The 18,667-nt window shown below is 59.2% G+C and carries 18 protein-coding genes and 3 tRNA genes; 14 read left to right on the forward strand and 7 right to left on the reverse strand.

The window, feature by feature from the left end; translation table 11 throughout:
- Nucleotides 1-144 precede the first annotated feature (144 nt).
- The gene (locus tag ACLEJR_RS23640; protein ID WP_245142885.1) at nucleotides 145-498 is read right to left on the reverse strand and encodes a hypothetical protein; all 354 of its coding nucleotides are present in this window, start codon (nucleotides 496-498) and stop codon (nucleotides 145-147) included.
- 178 nt (nucleotides 499-676) lie between these two features.
- Here ACLEJR_RS23640 and ACLEJR_RS23645 point away from each other — a divergent pair, with 178 nt between their 5' ends.
- Nucleotides 677-1,498, forward strand: coding sequence for a shikimate 5-dehydrogenase (locus ACLEJR_RS23645; protein WP_440816880.1), 822 nt, complete (start codon nucleotides 677-679; stop codon nucleotides 1,496-1,498).
- Between the two features lie 3 nt (nucleotides 1,499-1,501).
- Here the strand turns inward: ACLEJR_RS23645 and ACLEJR_RS23650 are convergent, their stop codons facing one another.
- The gene (locus tag ACLEJR_RS23650; RefSeq protein ID WP_440816881.1) at nucleotides 1,502-2,149 is read right to left on the reverse strand and encodes a YceH family protein; all 648 of its coding nucleotides are present in this window, start codon (nucleotides 2,147-2,149) and stop codon (nucleotides 1,502-1,504) included.
- 129 nt (nucleotides 2,150-2,278) lie between these two features.
- On the opposite strand from ACLEJR_RS23650, the gene ACLEJR_RS23655 reads away from it, so the two are divergent.
- On the forward strand, nucleotides 2,279-2,788 hold the full coding sequence (locus ACLEJR_RS23655; RefSeq protein WP_440816884.1) for a DUF1993 domain-containing protein: 510 nt from the start codon (nucleotides 2,279-2,281) through the stop codon (nucleotides 2,786-2,788).
- 338 nt (nucleotides 2,789-3,126) lie between these two features.
- Here ACLEJR_RS23655 and sstT read toward each other — a convergent pair whose 3' ends face one another.
- Entirely contained in the window at nucleotides 3,127-4,359 is a 1,233-nt protein-coding gene (gene sstT, locus ACLEJR_RS23660) for a serine/threonine transporter SstT (RefSeq protein ID WP_440816886.1), read from the reverse strand.
- Nucleotides 4,360-4,633: 274 nt separating this feature from the next.
- On the opposite strand from sstT, the gene ACLEJR_RS23665 reads away from it, so the two are divergent.
- Nucleotides 4,634-5,794, forward strand: coding sequence for an MFS transporter (locus tag ACLEJR_RS23665; protein WP_440816889.1), 1,161 nt, complete (start codon nucleotides 4,634-4,636; stop codon nucleotides 5,792-5,794).
- Here the strand turns inward: ACLEJR_RS23665 and nhaR are convergent.
- On the reverse strand, nucleotides 5,791-6,687 hold the full coding sequence (gene nhaR / locus ACLEJR_RS23670; RefSeq protein ID WP_440795368.1) for a transcriptional activator NhaR: 897 nt from the start codon (nucleotides 6,685-6,687) through the stop codon (nucleotides 5,791-5,793). The two genes, ACLEJR_RS23665 and nhaR, sit on opposite strands and share 4 nt — an antisense overlap.
- Before the next feature lie 140 nt (nucleotides 6,688-6,827).
- Here nhaR and ACLEJR_RS23675 point away from each other — a divergent pair, with 140 nt between their 5' ends.
- Together ACLEJR_RS23675 and ACLEJR_RS23680 are read left to right on the forward strand one after the other, a co-directional pair.
- Nucleotides 6,828-7,079 carry a hypothetical protein gene (locus ACLEJR_RS23675; RefSeq protein WP_440816892.1) on the forward strand — a complete coding sequence of 84 codons (252 nt, stop codon included), beginning with the start codon at nucleotides 6,828-6,830 and terminating at the stop codon, nucleotides 7,077-7,079.
- A 26-nt stretch (nucleotides 7,080-7,105) separates the two neighbouring features.
- Complete coding sequence (locus ACLEJR_RS23680) at nucleotides 7,106-7,855, forward strand: TerC family protein (RefSeq protein ID WP_440795371.1); 750 nt, start codon at nucleotides 7,106-7,108, stop codon at nucleotides 7,853-7,855.
- A 70-nt stretch (nucleotides 7,856-7,925) separates the two neighbouring features.
- On the opposite strand, the gene ACLEJR_RS23685 is transcribed toward ACLEJR_RS23680, so the two are convergent.
- Nucleotides 7,926-8,090 (reverse strand): hypothetical protein, encoded by a 165-nt coding sequence (locus ACLEJR_RS23685; protein WP_440795372.1) that lies wholly within the window; start codon nucleotides 8,088-8,090, stop codon nucleotides 7,926-7,928.
- A gap of 224 nt (nucleotides 8,091-8,314) precedes the next feature.
- Here ACLEJR_RS23685 and ACLEJR_RS23690 point away from each other — a divergent pair, with 224 nt between their 5' ends.
- Entirely contained in the window at nucleotides 8,315-8,992 is a 678-nt protein-coding gene (locus tag ACLEJR_RS23690; protein ID WP_440816894.1) for a peptidase C39 family protein, read from the forward strand.
- 101 nt (nucleotides 8,993-9,093) lie between these two features.
- Nucleotides 9,094-9,291 (forward strand): DUF6021 family protein, encoded by a 198-nt coding sequence (locus ACLEJR_RS23695; protein WP_440795375.1) that lies wholly within the window; start codon nucleotides 9,094-9,096, stop codon nucleotides 9,289-9,291.
- A gap of 176 nt (nucleotides 9,292-9,467) precedes the next feature.
- Here the strand turns inward: ACLEJR_RS23695 and pbpG are convergent, their stop codons facing one another.
- Together pbpG and folD are read right to left on the reverse strand one after the other, a co-directional pair.
- Entirely contained in the window at nucleotides 9,468-10,406 is a 939-nt protein-coding gene (gene pbpG, locus ACLEJR_RS23700; RefSeq protein WP_440816897.1) for a D-alanyl-D-alanine endopeptidase, read from the reverse strand.
- 279 nt (nucleotides 10,407-10,685) lie between these two features.
- A complete protein-coding gene (gene folD / locus ACLEJR_RS23705) occupies nucleotides 10,686-11,540 on the reverse strand; it encodes a bifunctional methylenetetrahydrofolate dehydrogenase/methenyltetrahydrofolate cyclohydrolase FolD (RefSeq protein ID WP_440795378.1) in 855 nt (284 codons plus the stop codon).
- Between the two features lie 281 nt (nucleotides 11,541-11,821).
- Here folD and ACLEJR_RS23710 point away from each other — a divergent pair.
- The 7 genes from ACLEJR_RS23710 to lon all read left to right on the forward strand — a co-directional run bounded on the left by ACLEJR_RS23710 (nucleotide 11,822) and on the right by lon (nucleotide 18,575).
- Nucleotides 11,822-11,898: transfer RNA gene (locus ACLEJR_RS23710), tRNA-Arg, on the forward strand.
- Between the two features lie 41 nt (nucleotides 11,899-11,939).
- Nucleotides 11,940-12,015 (forward strand) — tRNA-His (locus tag ACLEJR_RS23715).
- A gap of 58 nt (nucleotides 12,016-12,073) precedes the next feature.
- Nucleotides 12,074-12,158: transfer RNA gene (locus ACLEJR_RS23720), tRNA-Leu, on the forward strand.
- A 422-nt stretch (nucleotides 12,159-12,580) separates the two neighbouring features.
- Nucleotides 12,581-13,891 (forward strand): trigger factor, encoded by a 1,311-nt coding sequence (gene tig / locus ACLEJR_RS23725; protein WP_440795380.1) that lies wholly within the window; start codon nucleotides 12,581-12,583, stop codon nucleotides 13,889-13,891.
- A 92-nt stretch (nucleotides 13,892-13,983) separates the two neighbouring features.
- A complete protein-coding gene (gene clpP / locus ACLEJR_RS23730; RefSeq protein ID WP_003183177.1) occupies nucleotides 13,984-14,625 on the forward strand; it encodes an ATP-dependent Clp endopeptidase proteolytic subunit ClpP in 642 nt (213 codons plus the stop codon).
- Nucleotides 14,626-14,732: 107 nt separating this feature from the next.
- Nucleotides 14,733-16,016, forward strand: coding sequence for an ATP-dependent Clp protease ATP-binding subunit ClpX (gene clpX / locus ACLEJR_RS23735; protein ID WP_440795384.1), 1,284 nt, complete (start codon nucleotides 14,733-14,735; stop codon nucleotides 16,014-16,016).
- Nucleotides 16,017-16,178: 162 nt separating this feature from the next.
- Nucleotides 16,179-18,575, forward strand: a complete 2,397-nt coding sequence (gene lon / locus ACLEJR_RS23740; RefSeq protein WP_440795386.1) for an endopeptidase La — start codon at nucleotides 16,179-16,181, stop codon at nucleotides 18,573-18,575.
- Nucleotides 18,576-18,667 lie beyond the last annotated feature (92 nt).

Raw genomic sequence — 18,667 nt, forward strand, 5'->3', positions numbered from 1 at the left:
CCCTGTGCGGCTCAAAGGCAGCAAGCATGTCTAAACCTGTCGGAGCGAGTCGGCTCGCTCCCACAGGTATTTCCAAGTGCAGAATGAAAAACAGCCTGTGATCGAGGATCACAGGCTGTTTTTTTATGTCACATAAAAGGCGCGTTACCAGCGACCGTAATGACCGCGAGGCGGGCCGTAGTAGTAGCCCCGTGGCGGCCCGTAATACACCGGCGCCGGGCGGTAGTATATCGGTTGCTCCACGTACACCGGCTGCGGCTGGTAGTAGACCGGCGGTGGTTGTTGCACATAGACCGGCTGCGGCTGGACGTAGACCGGTTGTTGCTGCACGTACACCGGCCGATCACGGTTGATGATGGCTGAGCCGACGATGGCCGAACCGACGATGGCACCAAACACGGCGGGCCCCTCCCAACCACCACGGCCATGGGCGCTAGCCTGGCCGGTGACCGCGAGTGCCCCCACGAGCAGGGCGATTAAGGGAAGTTTACGCTTCATGGCTTGTTCCTCGTTCCGGCCCCGGCGCCTGTGGTCTGCAACAGACCCGATGAGGGCCGCGGGGTTACTTGCTATGACCGCGATTTTCCCAGGATTTGCCACGCCGTTGGGTAAATATTGTGTAAGGTCTGTGGGGGCGGTGCTTCCGTCTGTCCGAAAGTGAACGCAAGGAACCAACATGCAAATCAATCCCAACAAAGACACGCAGCTGTGCATGTCACTCTCGGGGCGTCCCGGCAATTTCGGCCTGCGGTTTCATAATCACTTGTATGAGCAGATGGGTCTGAATTTCTACTACAAGGCCTTCAGCAGTCAGGACCTGCCGGGTGCAGTCCGAGGTATTCGCGCGCTGGGCATTCGCGGCTGCGGGGTCTCGATGCCGTTCAAGGAAGCCTGCATCGCACTGGTCGACGAGCTGGATCCTTCCGCCGCAGCCATCCAGTCCATCAACACCATCGTCAACACCGACGGCCATTTGAAGGCTTACAACACCGATTACATCGCTGTTGCCCAGTTGCTTGAGACTCACGCGGTGCCCCAGGACACAAGCTTTGCCCTGCGCGGCAGCGGCGGCATGGCCAAGGCCGTGGCCAGTGCCTTGCGCGATGGTGGCTACAAGAACGGCTTGATCGTGGCGCGCAACGAAACCACTGGACGGGCCCTGGCCAAGTCCCTGGGTTACGAATGGCAAGCCGAGTTGGGAGAGACGCGGCCCCGGATGCTGGTCAACGTCACGCCGATCGGCATGACCGGCGGGCCGGAGGCCGATCAGCTGGCGTTCTCCCCTGAAGCCATCGCTGCCGCCGAAACGGTGTTCGACGTGGTGGCGATTCCGCCGGAAACGCCGTTGATCGTGCGCGCCCGGGCCGAAGGCAAGCGAGTCATCACCGGGCTGGAAGTGATCGCGATCCAGGCCCTGGAGCAGTTCGTGCTGTACACCGGGGTGCGTCCAAGCCTGGAGCAGTTTGAAAAAGCCGTGGCGTTTGCCCGGCCCGCGTAGGCGCTATTCCAGTCGTGCCAGCCGCTCTTCCAATGCGGCAATCCGCGCTTCGAGCTCTTCGAAGCGCTCCAGCGAGACGCCACCGCCGGAATGGCGTTCGGTGGGGTGCTGGCGGGCGGTGAGGATCGCTTCGATGTCCGCCGGGTCGCCCATGGCGTGCACATAGCGGTCTTCACGCTGGCCGGCCTGGCGCGGCACCAGGAGCGCCAGGCCGCGGGCAATCAGTCGTTCAAGCTGGTGCACCACTTGTTCGGCATCCTCGAAGTCGTGCATCCGACCGCTACGGGTCAGCAGCTCATTGACCGTTTGCGGGCCGCGCAGGAACAGCAGGCCCATCAGGATCACCTGGGCCGGCACCAGCTCCAGAGCCTTGTCGAGCCGATGTTCCCAGCGGTCGGCGCGGCTGCCCATCACCAGCCGGGTAAAACCGCGACCTTCCAGCGCCCGCAGGCTCTGGCCGACCTGGCCGGGGTTGAGGTTCATCACCGGTTCGCGGCTGGTCTTCTGGTTGCAGGCCAGGACCAGGGCATTGAGGGTCAGCGGGTAGGTCTCGGGATTGGTCGCCTGTTTTTCGACCAGGGCGCCCAGGATGCGAATTTCCGTGCTATTGAGCCGTGGTTCTGCGGCCTGGCTTGGTTCTTCGATGGTCATCGCGCGTTCCCTATGCTGTGGAAGCCGCCTAGCCTAATCCTTGCGCAATAAAAGACAAGCTGCGTAACCCGCCGTGGCTATAATCGCCTCCGTTCGATTGTCCTTTCCTGTCACTTGCACGAGATTGCCATGACTATTTCCCTGTACGCTGCTTCCGTTCCGGTCTTCAAACAGATGCTCAACGCTATGAGCGACGTGCTGAACAAGGCCGAGGCCCACGCCACCGCGAAGAACATCGAGCCGAACGCTCTGCTGCAAGCGCGGCTGTACCCGGACATGTTCCCGCTGGTGCGCCAGGTGCAGATTGCCGTGGACTTCGCCAAGGGCGTTTCGGCGCGTCTGGCCGAGATCGAAGTGCCAAAGTATGACGACAGCGAAACCACTTTCGCCGAACTGCAAGCGCTGATCGCCAAGGTGCTGGCTTTCATCGAAGGCATCAGCCCGGCGCAGATCGATGGCAAGGAGGGTATCGAGATCGTCACCCGTCCGGGCACGCCGAAGGAGAAGCGCTTCACTGGCCAGAATTACTTGCTGACCTACGGCCTGCCGCAGTTCTTCTTCCACGTCACCACCACCTACGCGTTGCTGCGTCACAACGGCGTGGAAGTGGGCAAGCGGGACTACATGGGCGCGTTCTGATCACGCCGATGTGAAAAAGCCCGGGACGGTTTGCACCGTTCCGGGCTTCTTTTTGTCTGATGCATTGTCGCTGAATGTACCGCCGCTATCGCGAGCAGGCTCGCTCCCACATGGGTTCCTGGTTGGTTCCAGGATTTGCTTCCACATAGATCCCCTGTGGGAGCGAGCCTGCTCGCGATGACGGCGTGTCAGGCAATGCGATTTTGTCTGGTCTATTGCTTTCGCGAGCAAGCCCGCTCCCACACTGTTTCCTGGGTAGTCTCAGGATTCGCATTCACCCTGGAACCCCTGTGGGAGCGAGCCTGCTCGCGATGACGGCGGTACAGGCGACGCGATGATCAAGCCGTACGCGCGAGCTTCTGCTCCTCACCCAAGCAAGCCGCCGCTGTGAACAGCACGTCGGTGGACGAATTCAAGGCAGTCTCCGCCGAGTCCTGCAATACGCCGATGATGAAACCCACCGCGACCACCTGCATGGCGATTTCACTGGGGATGCCGAACAGGCTGCACGCCAGCGGAATCAGCAACAGCGAACCCCCGGCCACGCCGGAGGCACCGCAAGCGCAAATGGCTGCGACTACGCTCAGTAGCACGGCCGTCGGCACGTCCACCGCGATGCCCAAGGTGTGCACCGCCGCCAGGGCCAACACGGTAATGGTGATGGCGGCGCCGGCCATGTTGATGGTCGCGCCCAGTGGGATCGATACCGAATAAGTGTCTTCGTGCAGGCCCAGGCGCTTGCTCAGTTCCAGGTTCACCGGGATGTTCGCCGCCGAACTGCGGGTGAAGAATGCCGTGATGCCGCTCTCGCGCAGGCAAGTGAACACCAGCGGGTAGGGGTTGCGACGCAGCTTCCAGAACACGATCAGCGGGTTGACCACCAGCGCGACGAACAGCATGCAGCCGATCAGCACCGTGAGCAGGTGCAGGTAGCCGAGCAGGGCGCCGAAGCCGGACGTGGCGAGGGTTGAAGCCACCAACCCGAAGATCCCCAAGGGGGCGAAGCTGATGACCAGCCGTACGATCACGGTCACGCCCTCGGACAGATCTCCCAGCACCGAGCGCGTGGTCTGCCCTGCGTGACGAATGGCAATGCCCATGCCGATGGCCCAGGCCAGGATGCCGATGAAGTTACCATCGATCAGTGCGCGCACCGGGTTATCCACCACGCTGAGCAACAGGCTTTGCAGCACCTCGCTGATGCCACCCGGGGCAGTGACGGCGACATCCTGGGTAGACAGCACCAGGCTGGAGGGAAACAGCGTACTGGCAACGACCGCGACCACCGCTGCGGCGAAAGTACCCAGCAGATACAGGAACAGGATCGGCCGGATGTGGGTTTCCTGGCCGTGCTTGTGGTTGGCAATCGACGCCATCACCAGCACGAAGACCAGGATTGGCGCCACGGCCTTGAGCGCGGACACGAAGACCTTGCCGATGAACGCGGTGGACTTCGCCACCTCGGGCGCCAGCCAGGCCAGGGCAATGCCAATGACCAGGCCGATGACGATCTGCGTCACCAGGCCGGTGCGTTTAAGACGTTGAAGAAGAGAAGGGGATAAAGCGGTCATATCGGCATCTCGGGTTTTATTGTGTGCGACGGTCAACGGATCAGGGCAACAAGCGGGCAGGCCACATGAGGAGACCGAGAAGTACGGCGTTTGCAGGGCGCCGACTTTAACACAGCCCGGTAAAAGATCTGACGGACCTGTGACGATGGGTCACCCGGATGACTGCGCTTTTGTCCGGTGCAGGCATTCTGTTAGGCTGTGTCCCTCTCACTTATCTTCCGCCAGCGGGCCCCAGGGCTAGAACGCTGGTGTTGTCGTTTTGCTGGAGTTTTGCATGTTGTTACCCATTTTCCTGTTGTCGGCTGCCGGCTTCACCGTGCTGACCACGGAATTCATCATCGTCGGCCTGTTGCCTTCCATCGCCCGTGATTTGCAAGTCAGCATCCCGCAGGCCGGGCTGTTGGTGACGTTGTTCGCGTTTACCGTGGCGGCGTTCGGACCATTCCTGACGGCTTTCTTCGCGCGCGTCGAGCGGCGCAAGTTGTTTATCAGTGTGCTGGTGATGTTCGGGCTCGCCAATCTGCTGGCGACATTCGCGCCCAACATCTGGGTGATGGCGGTCGCCCGGTTGGTACCCGCTCTTGGGCTGCCGGTGTTCTGGGCACTCGCCAGTGAAACGGCGGTGGACATCGTCGGGCCGGAATACGCCGGCCGTGCCATCGCCCGGATCGGCTTTGGCATCGTCTGCGCGACGGTATTCGGCATTCCGGTGGGCACGCTGATCTCCGATGCGTTCGGCTGGCGCAGCGCTTTCGCGATTCTGGCGATCATTGCGTTCGCCAAGGCGTTGCTGCTGTTCATTTACTTGCCGAAAACCAACCTGCATCAACAGCAGGTGAGTTTCCGTTCGCAATTCAAGATTTTGCGCAGCCCGTTGATGCAAGGCCACGTGCTGTTATCGATCCTGGTGTTCAGCGGCATGTTCACCGCCTACACCTACCTGGCGGACATCCTCGAGCGTCTCGCCGGATTCGACGGTACGCTGGTGGGCTGGTGCCTGATGGGCTTTGGCGCCGTGGGGCTGGTGGGCAATTCCCTGGGCGGCCGTGCGGTGGACCGGCATCCGCTGATTGCGTCGATGGTGTTCTGCCTGTTCATGATCGGCGGCATGGTGGCGCTGGTGCCGAGCATTCACTCGGCCCTCGGGCTGGCGGCAGCGATGGGTGTCTGGGGCGTGACCCAGGCTGCGTTGTTTCTGGTCAGCCATGTGCGGTTGATGAAGGCGGCTCCCGAGGCCCCGGCGTTTGCCGCTTCGTTGAACATTGCCGGTGCCAACCTGGGGATCGGCCTGGGAGCGATGGTCGGTGGCCGGGTGATCGATACCCTGGGCCTTGGTAGCGTCGGTTTCGCTGCCGCGGGGTTTATCCTGGTGTCGATCCTGCTGGCGCTGTTGCTGATGACCTTCAAGCCTCGCGCAAGCTGTGTCGAGGGCTAGGCGCTGAACAGTTCGCGACGCGCCCCTTCGGCAATCGCCACGATGCCTGGATGGCTGACCTTGCGTTCTACCGAGATGGCATAGAAAGACTCGCGTACGGCGTCGGTCTGCCCGATCACCTCGACGCCGTACTGGCGCGTCACCTCTTCGGCGATCACGCTCGGGCCGATGAAGATCCCGCTGCCTGACTGACCGAACGCCTGCATCAAGGCACTGTCGTCGAATTCACCGACGATACGGGGTTGGATCTGCTGCTCGGCGAACCAGCGTTGCAGGCGGCTGCCCACGACTGTTTCAGGCCCGGGGACCAATAGTGGCGCGTCGTTGAGACCACGAGGGAAGCCTTGCCCGTAGCGGTTGGCCAGCGCACCGGTGGCAAAAAAGCTGATCCCGCATTCTCCCAGCTTCTGGCTGTAGCCCTTGATGTCCAGGTGGGTTGGCATCGGGCTGTCGGAAATCACCAGGTCCAGACGCTGGATCGCCAGGTCCGCCAGCAACCGTTCCAGTTTGTCCTCGCGACAGGTGATGCGCAGCGGTTCGCTTAACTCCATGGTCGGCGCCAGCAGCCGATAGACGATGGACTTGGGCACCACGTCCGCCACGCCGACCCGGAACAGCGTCTGCTGCTCGTTGGGCTGGGCCCGCAGCATCAGCTCCAGCTCGCCGCCCAGCTGGAACATGTGTTCGGCGTAGGGCAGCGTCTGACGGCCGGCCTCGGTCAGCTCCAACTGCCGCCCGACGCGACGAAACAGTTTGATGTTATAGGTCTGTTCGAACAGCGAAATCTGTCCGCTGATGGTTTGTGGTGTCAGGTTCAGTTGCTCGCAGGCTCGCACGATGCTGCCCGTCTTCGCCACCACCCAGAAATAATGCAATTGCCGGTAATTGAGCATGAGGTCACGTCAGTTCGTAAAAGACGAAGTATAACCGCCAAAAATACGAATTTTCCTGAAGTATTCTCCTCCCTAGAATGCCTGCCACTGATGGGCCATCTTCCGTGCCCCTCTAACTCGCGTTGAGAGGTAGCTTTTTCATGACCTATAAATCTTTAGGACTGGCCGCTTTGCTGGCCACGGCTTCAATGACCTTGGCAGGCTGCGACCAAGCGGAAAAAAGTGCCCAGCAACTGATGGGGCAGGCGGCCGAAACCGCCAAACAAGCCATCGATGACACTCATAAAGCGGCGGAACAGGCCCTCAGCGAAGCCACGGGCGGGCTGATCAAGCCCGAGAAAAAGCCGGCTGACGAAGCCGACGAATCCGAGCCCTCCACCCAGACTCTCTAACGCATTACATCTGTCAGGACTGACCCATGGATTATCTTTTACAGCTCGCCGCCAGCCCCACCGCGTGGATTGCCCTGGCTACCCTGGTCGTCATGGAAATCGTGCTCGGCATCGATAACCTGATCTTCATCTCGATCCTGACCAACAAATTGCCCGAACAGCATCGCGCCAAGGCGCGGCGGATCGGTATCGGTATGGCATTGATCCTGCGTCTGGGTTTGTTGAGCACCATTGCCTTCATCGTGCAGTTGACCGAGCCTGTGATCGATATCCTGGGCCAGGCGTTCTCCTGGAAGGACATGATCCTGATCGCCGGCGGCCTGTTCCTGCTGTGGAAAGCCACCACGGAAATCCATCACAGCATGGACCCGGCGCCGAATGATCCGAAAACCGCCACCTCTGGCGTGTCCTTGGGCTTTGCCGCCGCCATCGGCCAGATCCTGATGCTCGACCTGGTGTTTTCCATCGACAGCATCATCACCGCCGTCGGCATGACCGAGCATTTGCCGATCATGATCATCGCCGTGGTGGTGTCGGTTATGGTAATGCTGCTGGCCGCCGAACCGTTGGCCAAGTTCATCAACGATAACCCGACGGTGGTCATGTTGGCCCTGGGCTTCCTGATCATGATCGGCATGACGCTAATCGCCGAAGGTTTTGGTGCCCATGTGCCTAAAGGCTACATCTACGCGGCCATGGCGTTCTCGGCGGCAATCGAAGTGCTGAACATGCTGTCGCGCCGTGCGAAGCAGAAGGCGCTGTCTGACAACGCTTGATTCGAGGCAGACAGAAGCCGCCCGGGTCGATGCCCGGGCGGTTTTTTTTTGAGAAATAAAGAGTTCTGGGTCAGTGCGCGGCGACGTGGCGCCGGGCGGTTTTCACGGTTTTATTCGATCCGACGGATGGCGCGTGATGATGGCGCCGGGCAATCCGCAGCACACCCCACAGCATGGCGGTCGCTACACTCAGCCAGCCGAATATCAGCATCAGGATTGTCGAGGTCAGGCTCATCTGTGCCTCCTTTTTATCCCGGTTCGGGACAACGCACTCAGTACAATGGACAGTCTAGTCGCTCCAGTGTTGCAGGTAGTCGTTCGCCTGCATCGACAGCGGACCGCTTTGTTCTATTAAAGCCCTGGGACTGTTGTTTAAGGCTATACCCGAGCCGGTGAGCGTCTTATGATCGACCCCCCAAGCCTGGCTCGGATGTCAGGTGCCTGTACAAGAGAGTCATCATGTTGCCGGGAATTTCCTCTTTTCGATCACTGGTACTGGCGACGACCTGTCTCGCGACCCTGGCGGGTTGCGCGGGCAGCGTGTCGCCGCAGATCCAGCGCCTGCCCGAACGGGTGGAGCTCAACAGCGTGCCTTTCTATCGAGGCGAGATGTACCAGGGTGCCCCGCAATCACTGGCCGCCTTGCTGACCTTGCAAGGCACGGTGATTACGCCGGGGTTGCTGGAGAAATCATTGCACCTGCCGGGCGGCGAAGCGGATCTGCAACGCACCATGCAAACCGTTGCGCGCGATTACGGGTTGGTGGTGTATCCCCTCGACAACAAATTACCGGCGCTGCTTGAGCAGGTTGCAGCCGGTTATCCCGTCCTTGTGCGCTATATCGACGGTTCGGCATTCTGGGCAGAGCCGCGGTATGGGATCGTTGCCGGCTACAACCGTCAGAAGCAGACGGTGTTGCTGCGTTCGGGCATGAATCGCCGTCAATTGCTGAGCTTTGCTGCATTCGAGTCAGCCTTCACCAGCGCAGGTGGCTGGGCGGTATTGCTCCAGCGCCCCACGCAACTTCCGGCCAATGTCGACTCACAGCGCTGGTTGAAAGCTGCCCAGGATCTGGCGGGGGCAGGGCAGGAACAAGCAGCTGCGCGGGCGACTCATGCATTGGGTGCAGCCCATTGATGCTGCGCCCCCGTTCGTCACTTGTCGGGCACGAGTCACCACGGCCGAGGCTCTGACGATCAGGGCCTGGCGTTTCCAGGTCGTGATTCGAGGAGGCAAGCATGGCACAGTCCGATACACCCAAGGGTCCACACTCTTCCGAGCATTCTTCCGGCGATGATCTGGGGTTCGATCCGGACTCGCCGGATCTCGATGATCCACAGGTCGATCCGGTAGGCCCGGCCAAGGCGCCGTTGGATGAGAAAGAAGAGCGGGAGAAATCCAAGGCCCATGATCCGCTTGGCGACCTGAAGCCTTGATCCCGAAAAAAGCCCGACGGGTCGTCTCACTTTTCGTTGAGGGACGCTGAACCTGTGGCGAGGGAGTTTGCTCCCGCCTGAGTGCGAAGCGCTCAAATAATGGGTCTGCTGCGCAGCCCAGCGGGAGCAAGCTCCCTCGCCACGGGTTATCTATGTTCCCTAATGACCACGACGGGTTATTTGGAAGCTTCCACCACACCGCTCTGGCGGCTCTTGAGATTCTTTGCCGCCTTGTATTGAAGGGCCACTGCCGGAACGCTGGCACTCTTACCGGTTTCGACCCAGCTTCGAATCCGGCTGGCGTCGGCGAAATGGGTGTACTTGCCGAAAGCATCGAGGATGACCAATGCCATCGGCCGATTGTTCATTTTGGTCACCAGCACCAGACAGTGGCCGGCTTCGTTCGTGAAACCGGTCTTGGTCAGCTGGATATCCCAGTTGGCCTTGTGCACCAGGTGGTCGGTGTTACGAAAACCCAGGCTGTAGACAGGCTTGCGGAACGTGACAGTCTTTTCCTTGGTGGTACTCAATTCACTCAACAACGGATATTTGCGCGCGGCGATCAGCAGTTTGGTCAGGTCGCGGGCGGTGGAGACGTTGTGAATCGACAGGCCGGTGGGCTCGACGTAGTGGGTGCTGGTCATGCCCAGGGCTTTTGCCTTGGCGTTCATAGCCGCGATGAACGCCGCGTAGCCGCCCGGGTAGTGATGGGCCAGGCTGGCGGCTGCGCGGTTTTCCGATGACATCAGGGCAATCAGCAACACGTCCCGGCGCGACAGTTCGCTGTTGAGCTTGACCCGGGAAAACACGCCTTTCATTTCGGGCGTGTTGGCGATGGTCATGGATATGTACTCATCCAGGTTCTGCTTGGCGTCCAGTACTACCAGGCCCGTCATCAGCTTGGTCACCGAAGCGATGGGCACTACCACATCCGGATTGCTTGAATAGACAACCTTGTCCGTCTGCAGGTCGAGCAGGATCGCGCTGCCCGAGGCAACTTGCAGCTTTGATGTGTCTCTTGGGGGCGCGATGGTTTCCTGAGCGTTGATATTCTGCGTGATGAAGATACCTGTGAAAGCGAAAAACAGGCTGAGGATCGAAAGACGGATTTTCACGCGAGTGCACTCGGATAGAGTTGAAGGTGCCGTTGAGCAACGACTTTAAAAAACGTCGCATTCTAGGAGTATGGGCGACAACAGTGCTACCCGCCTGTACCGACGGGGCGGCTGAATAAATAAAGTTTAATGCGGGGAATACCTGGCGCCCGAAACAACGGTGGGAGCGAGGCTGCTCGCGATAACGGTGTGTCAGCCAACATAGACGTTGGCTGGACCCAAGCTATCGCGAGCAGGCTCGCTCCCACCGGGCAAGAGACCAGGCTTCAAGGGCGGGTATCAGCTATGCAGTGTCTCTGCCGCATACAGCGTGTTTTCCAACAGGCAGGCTCGGGTCATCGGGCCGACACCGCCGGGCACCGGAGTGATCCAGCCAGCGCGGGGCAGGGCGGTCTCGTACACCACGTCGCCTACCAGCTTGCCGTCATCCTGGCGGTTGATGCCCACGTCGATGACGATGGCGCCTTCTTTGATCCACTCGCCTTTCACCAGGCCAGGCTTGCCAGCGGCTACTACCACCAGGTCCGCACGACCGACATGGCCGGCCAGGTCTCTGGTAAAGCGGTGGGTCACGGTGACGGTGCAGCCGGCCAGCAGCAGTTCCATCGCCATCGGGCGGCCAACGATATTGGATGCACCCACCACCACGGCATCCAGACCGTAGAGGTCCACGCCGGTGCTTTCCAGCAGCGTCATGATGCCTTTGGGAGTGCAGGGGCGCAGCAACGGGATGCGCTGGGCCAGACGGCCGACGTTATAAGGATGGAAACCGTCGACATCTTTGTCCGGGCGGATACGTTCCAGGAGCCTGGAGGCGTCAAGGTGTTCAGGCAGTGGCAATTGAAGCAGCACACCGTCGATGTTCGGGTCGTCGTTCAGGCGATCGATCAGATCGGCCAACGCTTGCTGAGTGGTTTCGGAAGGCAGGTCGTAGGCCTGGGAAAGGAAGCCGACCTCTTCACAGTCTTTACGCTTGTGCGAGACATAAACCTGAGAGGCAGGATCGCTGCCGACCAGGATCACCGCAAGGCCGGGCGTGCGCAGGCCTTGCTGGCGGCGCTCGGTGACTCGTTGGGCGATCTGCTGGCGCAGGCTGGCGGCGATCGATTTGCCGTCGATAAGTTGTGCAGTCATTGCGCGTGGTTAACCATCGAGAGGGGAAAAAAAGAGCACGCATTCTCGCATGCCAGGGCGTGAGGGCAAAGGCGCTTGGTCTGCAAATTCCCCTAACCCCTTTAATTAAATGAATTTTTTTTAAAAAAGAGTTGACGACCTATCAGGCCGTCTATAACATTCGTCGCACTTGTCGGGCACAGCCTAGCACTGGTTAAGAAGGTTGAGCGGAGTTGGTTGTTTCAGCTCGGTGAAACTGAAAGCACTTAGTTTGTAATCGTCCAAGAATACAGATTAAAAAGGCGCCCGTAGCTCAGCTGGATAGAGCATCCGCCTTCTAAGCGGATGGTCGCAGGTTCGAGTCCTGCCGGGTGCGCCAATTAGGCAGCTTTGGCACAAGTAAGGCAACAAGGTAATATGGTGGGCGTAGCTCAGTTGGTAGAGCACGGGATTGTGACTCCCGTTGTCGTGGGTTCGATCCCCATCGTCCACCCCATATTCTAGAAAGGCGCCAGATTTAACAGTCTGGCGCCTTTGCTTTAAAAGCTTGCTACGCGGATGTGGTGGAATTGGTAGACACACTGGATTTAGGTTCCAGCGCCGCAAGGTGTGAGAGTTCGAGTCTCTCCGTCCGCACCATACAAGTCGCTATTTAAATAGCAGAAAACGGCGCAGTACCTGAAAAGGGCTGCGCCGTTTTTGTTTTCATGGTTTTTGTGCTTGATCGCCTGTTCTGATTGCGGAGGGGCGCGCAGCGGTCGGCTGCGGGTCATTGTGTTTCTTGATGATGCGAGGTGCGCCGTCTGTCTCCTGATGGGGCTTGGCGTTCTGTGCTCGGGGGCTGCGCCTCTATATATAGAAGCGTCGTCCCAGAGCCTCGGGCTGATCAGCTGTATTTGCAACTCGGGCAGGGCGGCTTCAATTGTCCTGTTTCTAAATTCGGCGCTTGTTTCCTGCGTGTTTTCAGTAGGGTGACTTCTTGAGTTTGACCTACTAGAATGCATGCCCTTGATTCTGGGGTCGGAAACGCCCGGCCAACGTCTGTGCAACGAGGAATATCCATGCAAGTTTCTGTTGAAAATACTTCTGCTCTTGAGCGCCGCATGAGCATCACCGTGCCGGCTGAGCGCATCGAGACTCAGGTCAACAAGCGTCTGCAGCAGACTGCCCAAAAGGCCAAAATCCCAGGTTTCCGCCCAGGCAAAGTGCCGATGAGCGTGATCCGTCAGCGTTACGAAGCTGATGCGCGTCAGGAAGCCGTGGGCGACGTCATCCAGTCTTCGTTCTACGAAGCGGTGGTCGAGCAGAAACTGAATCCGGCCGGCGCACCGTCCGTCGAGCCTAAAGTGCTGGAAAAAGGCAAGGACCTGGAATTCGTCGCTACGTTCGAAGTGTTCCCTGAGTTCACCGTTGCCGGTTTCGAGTCCATCGCCGTCGAGCGCCTGAGCGCTGACGTAACGGATGCCGACCTGGACAAGATGCTGGACATTCTGCGCAAGCAGAACACCCGTTTCGAAGTGGCCGATCGCGCTGCCCAGAACGAAGACCAGCTGAACATCGATTTCGTCGGCAAGGTCGACGGTGAAGTGTTCGCCGGCGGTTCCGCCAAGGCTACCCAGTTGGTGCTGGGCTCCGGCCGTATGATCCCGGGCTTCGAAGATGGCCTGGTCGGCGCCAAGGCCGGTGAAGAGCGCGTCCTGAACGTGACCTTCCCTGAGGACTACCAGAACCTGGACCTGGCCGGCAAAGCCGCCGAGTTCACCGTTACCGTCAACAGCGTTTCCGAGCCGAAACTGCCTGAGCTGAACGAAGAGTTCTTTGCCCAGTTCGGCATCAAGGAAACCGGTCTGGAAGGTTTCCGCGCCGAAGTTCGCAAGAACATGGAGCGTGAACTGCGCCAGGCCATCAAGTCCAAGGTCAAGAACCAGGTCATGGACGGTCTGCTGGCCTCCAACCCGATCGAAGTGCCGAAAGCTCTGCTGGACAACGAAGTCAACCGTCTGCGCGTGCAGGCCGTCCAGCAGTTCGGCGGCAACATCAAGCCGGACCAACTGCCTGCCGAACTGTTCGAAGAACAAGCCAAGCGCCGCGTCGTGCTGGGCCTGATCGTGGCCGAAGTGGTCAAGCAGTTCGAACTCAAGCCTGACGAAGCCCGTGTTCGCGAGCTGATCCAGGAAATGGCCTCGGCCTATCAGGAGCCTGAGCAAGTCGTGTCCTGGTACTACAAGAACGAGCAGCAACTGAACGAAGTCCGTTCGGTTGTGCTGGAAGAACAAGTTGTGGATACTGTTCTGCAGAAAGCTAGCGTGACCGATAAAGCGGTCTCTTACGAAGAAGCGGTCAAGCCGGTGGAAGCTCCACAAGCCGATTGATTGTTCTGCGGTAAGAAATACACACCATAAGCCAGCCTTCGCGCTGGCTTATGCGTATTCAAGACATAACTATTTGGGAGTGACTGCGAGACATGTCCCGCAATTCTTTTTATCAGCAGAGCTCTGACATCCAGGCCGCAGGCGGCCTGGTCCCGATGGTTATCGAGCAGTCCGCCCGCGGCGAACGTGCCTATGACATCTACTCGCGTCTGCTCAAGGAACGCGTCATCTTCCTGATCGGCCCCGTCGAAGACTACATGGCCAACCTGGTTGCGGCACAACTGCTGTTCCTTGAAGCGGAAAACCCGGACAAGGATATCCATCTGTACATCAACTCACCGGGCGGTTCGGTGACTGCGGGCATGTCGATCTACGACACCATGCAGTTCATCAAGCCGGACGTGTCCACCATCTGCATCGGCCAGGCCTGCAGCATGGGCGCGTTCCTGCTCGCCGGCGGCGCAGCGGGCAAGCGTCACTGCCTGCCGAACTCGCGGATGATGATTCACCAGCCATTGGGCGGGTTCCAGGGCCAGGCGTCGGACATCGACATCCATGCCAAGGAAATCCTGCACATCCGTTCGCGCCTGAACTCGCTGCTGGCCCATCATACCGGCCAGAGCCTGGAAACCATTGAGCGTGACACCGAGCGTGACAACTTCATGAGCGCCGAGCGTGCAGCCGAATACGGCCTGATCGACTCCGTGATCAACAAGCGTCAAATGCCTGCCTAAGCCGCTCAAAATGCAGGTGGTTGGGATGACCGGCCGCCTGCGGGCTTGAAAAAGCCCGCAATTGCCTTCATCTTGTGTTGCAAGCCTATCGGATTTGGATCGATCGAATGACTGACACCCGCAACGGCGAGGACAACGGCAAACTGCTTTATTGCTCCTTCTGTGGCAAAAGCCAGCATGAAGTACGCAAATTGATTGCCGGCCCCTCGGTCTTCATTTGCGACGAGTGCGTCGACCTGTGCAATGACATCATCCGCGAGGAGGTGCAGGAAGCCCAGGCCGAAAGCAGCGCGCATAAGTTGCCTTCGCCCAAAGAAATCAGCGGCATCCTTGATCAATATGTAATTGGTCAGGAGCGTGCGAAAAAGGTACTGGCCGTAGCGGTTTACAACCACTACAAGCGCCTGAACCAGCGTGACAAAAAGAATGACGAGGTCGAACTCGGCAAGAGCAACATCCTGCTGATCGGCCCGACAGGCTCGGGTAAGACCTTGCTCGCCGAAACCCTGGCGCGCTTGCTGAACGTTCCGTTCACCATCGCCGACGCGACCACGCTGACCGAGGCCGGTTATGTGGGCGAGGACGTCGAGAACATCATTCAGAAGTTGCTGCAGAAGTGTGACTACGATGTGGAAAAAGCCCAGATGGGCATCGTCTACATCGACGAAATCGACAAGATTTCCCGCAAGTCCGACAACCCGTCCATCACCCGAGATGTTTCCGGCGAAGGCGTGCAACAGGCCTTGCTCAAGTTGATCGAAGGCACGGTTGCCTCCGTACCGCCCCAAGGTGGTCGCAAGCATCCGCAGCAGGAATTCCTGCAGGTCGACACCCGTAACATCCTGTTCATCTGCGGTGGGGCGTTCTCGGGCCTTGAAAAGGTCATTCAGAACCGTTCTACCCGCGGCGGCATCGGCTTCAACGCCGAGGTGCGCAGCAAGGAAGAGGGCAAGAAGGTCGGTGAATCCTTGCGTGAGGTCGAGCCGGACGATCTGGTCAAGTTCGGTCTGATCCCGGAATTCGTCGGTCGTCTGCCGGTTCTGGCAACGCTGGATGAGTTGGATGAAGCGGCGTTGATGCAGATTCTGACCGAGCCGAAGAATGCCCTGACCAAGCAGTACGCCAAGCTGTTCGAAATGGAAGGTGTGGACCTGGAATTCCGTTCCGACGCGCTCAAGTCTGTCGCCAAGCGTGCCCTGGAGCGTAAGACCGGTGCCCGTGGGTTGCGCTCTATCCTCGAAGGCGTATTGCTCGACACGATGTATGAGATCCCCTCACAGTCGGATGTGAGTAAAGTCGTGATCGACGAAAGCGTTATCGAAGGCAAGTCCAAGCCGTTGTATCTGTATGAAAACAATGAGCAGCCTGCCAAGGCCGCGCCGGACGCCTAAGCGTCCTGCTGGCGGAACAAAGAAGGGGCCTTCGGGCCCCTTTTCTTTGAGTGCTGTTTTAGACGCGTCTTAGCGCTTGTTTTTTTTCAAGGCTGCCCCCATCTTGGTTTCAAGCTTACTTCCATCTGTTTCCGGCCCAAGGGCCGCCGTAGAGGCGAAATCATGAAGACAACCATCGAATTGCCTCTCCTGCCATTGCGCGATGTCGTTGTGTATCCGCACATGGTTATCCCGCTGTTCGTGGGGCGCGAGAAGTCTATCGAAGCCCTCGAGGCTGCGATGACGGGTGATAAGCAGATTCTTTTGCTGGCGCAGAGAAACCCTGCCGACGATGATCCCGGCGAGGACGCGCTTTATCGCGTAGGTACGATTGCAACGGTGCTGCAACTGCTCAAGCTGCCTGACGGCACCGTCAAGGTGCTGGTCGAAGGCGAGCAGCGTGGCACGGTCGAGCGTTTCAGCGAAGTGGACGGCCATTGCCGCGCTGAAGTGTCGCTGATCGAAGAAGTCGAAGCACCGGAGCGCGAGTCGGAGGTGTTTGTCCGCAGCCTGCTGTCGCAGTTCGAGCAATACGTGCAACTGGGTAAGAAGGTCCCTGCCGAAGTGCTGTCGTCGCTGAACAGCATCGACGAGCCGGGGAGGCTGGTCGACACGATGGCTGCCCACATGGCGCTCAAGATCGAGCAGAAGCAGGAAATCCTCGAAATCATTGATTTGTCGGCCCGTGTCGAACACGTGCTGGCCCTGCTCGACGGCGAAATAGACCTGCTGCAGGTCGAAAAGCGCATCCGTGGGCGCGTCAAGAAGCAGATGGAGCGCAGCCAGCGCGAGTACTACCTGAATGAGCAGATGAAGGCCATTCAGAAAGAGTTGGGCGATGGCGATGAAGGCCATAACGAAATCGAAGAGCTGAAAAAGCGCATCGATGCCGCCGGCCTGCCCAAGGATGCGTTGGCCAAGGCCCAGGCCGAACTGAACAAGCTCAAGCAGATGTCACCGATGTCTGCCGAGGCCACCGTGGTGCGTTCCTACATCGACTGGCTGGTCCAGGTGCCGTGGAAAGCCCAGAGCAAGGTGCGCCTCGACCTGGCGCGCGCCGAAGACATCCTCGACGCCGACCACTACGGCCTGGAAGAGGTCAAGGAGCGCATCCTTGAATACCTCGCCGTGCAAAAGCGCGTGAAAAAGATTCGTGGCCCGGTGCTGTGCCTGGTAGGTCCTCCCGGGGTCGGCAAGACCTCCCTCGCGGAGTCGATTGCCCACGCCACCAATCGAAAATTCGTACGCATGGCCCTCGGTGGCGTGCGCGACGAAGCGGAAATCCGTGGTCACCGCCGGACCTACATTGGTTCGATGCCAGGAAGATTGATTCAAAAAATGACAAAGGTCGGCGTGCGCAATCCGCTGTTCCTTTTGGATGAAATCGACAAGATGGGCAGCGACATGCGTGGCGATCCTGCCTCCGCATTGCTGGAAGTGCTCGATCCTGAGCAGAATCACAACTTCAACGATCACTACCTTGAGGTCGACTACGACCTGTCGGACGTGATGTTCCTCTGCACCTCCAACTCCATGAATATCCCGCCGGCATTGCTGGACCGGATGGAGGTGATTCGTCTGCCTGGCTACACCGAGGACGAGAAGATCAACATCGCGGAGAAGTACCTTTCGCCCAAGCAGGTCCAGGCCAACGGCCTGAAAAAGGGCGAGCTGGAATTCGACGAGGAAGCGATTCGCGACATCATCCGTTACTACACCCGCGAAGCCGGTGTGCGTGGCCTGGAACGCCAGATCGCTAAGGTTTGCCGCAAGGCCGTCAAGGAGCATGCGCTGGAAAAACGCTTCTCGGTGAAGGTCACGGCAGACTCGCTGGAACACTTCCTGGGCGTGCGTAAATTCCGCTACGGCCTTGCCGAGCAGCAGGACCAGATCGGCCAGGTGACAGGCCTGGCATGGACCCAGGTCGGTGGTGAGTTGTTGACCATCGAAGCGGCTGTGGTACCGGGCAAAGGGCAGCTGATCAAGACCGGTTCCCTGGGGGATGTGATGGTCGAATCGATCACCGCCGCGCAAACCGTGGTGCGCAGCCGAGCTCGGAGCCTGGGAATTCCCCTGGACTTCCACGAGAAGCGCGACACGCATATCCATATGCCGGAAGGGGCGACGCCCAAGGACGGTCCGAGTGCCGGGGTAGGCATGTGCACCGCGTTGGTGTCGGCGCTGACCGGTATTCCGGTGCGTGCCGATGTGGCCATGACGGGTGAAATCACCTTGCGCGGGCAGGTGTTGGCGATCGGTGGCCTCAAGGAAAAACTGCTGGCCGCCCACCGGGGTGGGATCAAGACGGTGATCATTCCCGAAGAGAATGTCCGTGATCTGAAGGAAATTCCTGACAACATCAAGCAGGATCTTCAGATCAAACCAGTTAAATGGATTGACGAGGTCCTGCAAATTGCGCTGCAATACGCGCCGGAGCCCTTGCCGGATGTGGCTCCGGAGATAGTCGCGAAGGACGAAAAGCGCGAGTCTGACTCTAAGGAAAGAATTAGCACGCATTAATACGCATTTGCCTGGGGGGCTTCCTTGACAGTTTTTTAGAGCCCTTGTTATAAAGCGGCTCTTAAGTGTCTGTAGGCCATTCAGCACTCGTT

The sequence above is a fragment of the Pseudomonas sp. SMN5 genome (assembly GCF_052041925.1).
Lineage (GTDB): Bacteria > Pseudomonadota > Gammaproteobacteria > Pseudomonadales > Pseudomonadaceae > Aquipseudomonas.

Excerpts from the sequence above, each read along its gene's own strand:
- ACLEJR_RS23640 (WP_245142885.1), bottom strand. The coding sequence starts at position 498 with ATGAAGCGTAAACTTCCCTTAATCGCCCTGCTCGTGGGGGCACTCGCG.
- ACLEJR_RS23645 (WP_440816880.1), top strand. The coding sequence starts at position 677 with ATGCAAATCAATCCCAACAAAGACACGCAGCTGTGCATGTCACTCTCG.
- ACLEJR_RS23650 (WP_440816881.1), bottom strand. The coding sequence starts at position 2,149 with ATGACCATCGAAGAACCAAGCCAGGCCGCAGAACCACGGCTCAATAGC.
- ACLEJR_RS23655 (WP_440816884.1), top strand. The coding sequence starts at position 2,279 with ATGACTATTTCCCTGTACGCTGCTTCCGTTCCGGTCTTCAAACAGATG.
- sstT (WP_440816886.1), bottom strand. The coding sequence starts at position 4,359 with ATGACCGCTTTATCCCCTTCTCTTCTTCAACGTCTTAAACGCACCGGC.
- ACLEJR_RS23665 (WP_440816889.1), top strand. The coding sequence starts at position 4,634 with ATGTTGTTACCCATTTTCCTGTTGTCGGCTGCCGGCTTCACCGTGCTG.
- nhaR (WP_440795368.1), bottom strand. The coding sequence starts at position 6,687 with ATGCTCAATTACCGGCAATTGCATTATTTCTGGGTGGTGGCGAAGACG.
- ACLEJR_RS23675 (WP_440816892.1), top strand. The coding sequence starts at position 6,828 with ATGACCTATAAATCTTTAGGACTGGCCGCTTTGCTGGCCACGGCTTCA.
- ACLEJR_RS23680 (WP_440795371.1), top strand. The coding sequence starts at position 7,106 with ATGGATTATCTTTTACAGCTCGCCGCCAGCCCCACCGCGTGGATTGCC.
- ACLEJR_RS23685 (WP_440795372.1), bottom strand. The coding sequence starts at position 8,090 with ATGAGCCTGACCTCGACAATCCTGATGCTGATATTCGGCTGGCTGAGT.
- ACLEJR_RS23690 (WP_440816894.1), top strand. The coding sequence starts at position 8,315 with ATGTTGCCGGGAATTTCCTCTTTTCGATCACTGGTACTGGCGACGACC.
- ACLEJR_RS23695 (WP_440795375.1), top strand. The coding sequence starts at position 9,094 with ATGGCACAGTCCGATACACCCAAGGGTCCACACTCTTCCGAGCATTCT.
- folD (WP_440795378.1), bottom strand. The coding sequence starts at position 11,540 with ATGACTGCACAACTTATCGACGGCAAATCGATCGCCGCCAGCCTGCGC.
- tig (WP_440795380.1), top strand. The coding sequence starts at position 12,581 with ATGCAAGTTTCTGTTGAAAATACTTCTGCTCTTGAGCGCCGCATGAGC.
- clpP (WP_003183177.1), top strand. The coding sequence starts at position 13,984 with ATGTCCCGCAATTCTTTTTATCAGCAGAGCTCTGACATCCAGGCCGCA.
- clpX (WP_440795384.1), top strand. The coding sequence starts at position 14,733 with ATGACTGACACCCGCAACGGCGAGGACAACGGCAAACTGCTTTATTGC.
- lon (WP_440795386.1), top strand. The coding sequence starts at position 16,179 with ATGAAGACAACCATCGAATTGCCTCTCCTGCCATTGCGCGATGTCGTT.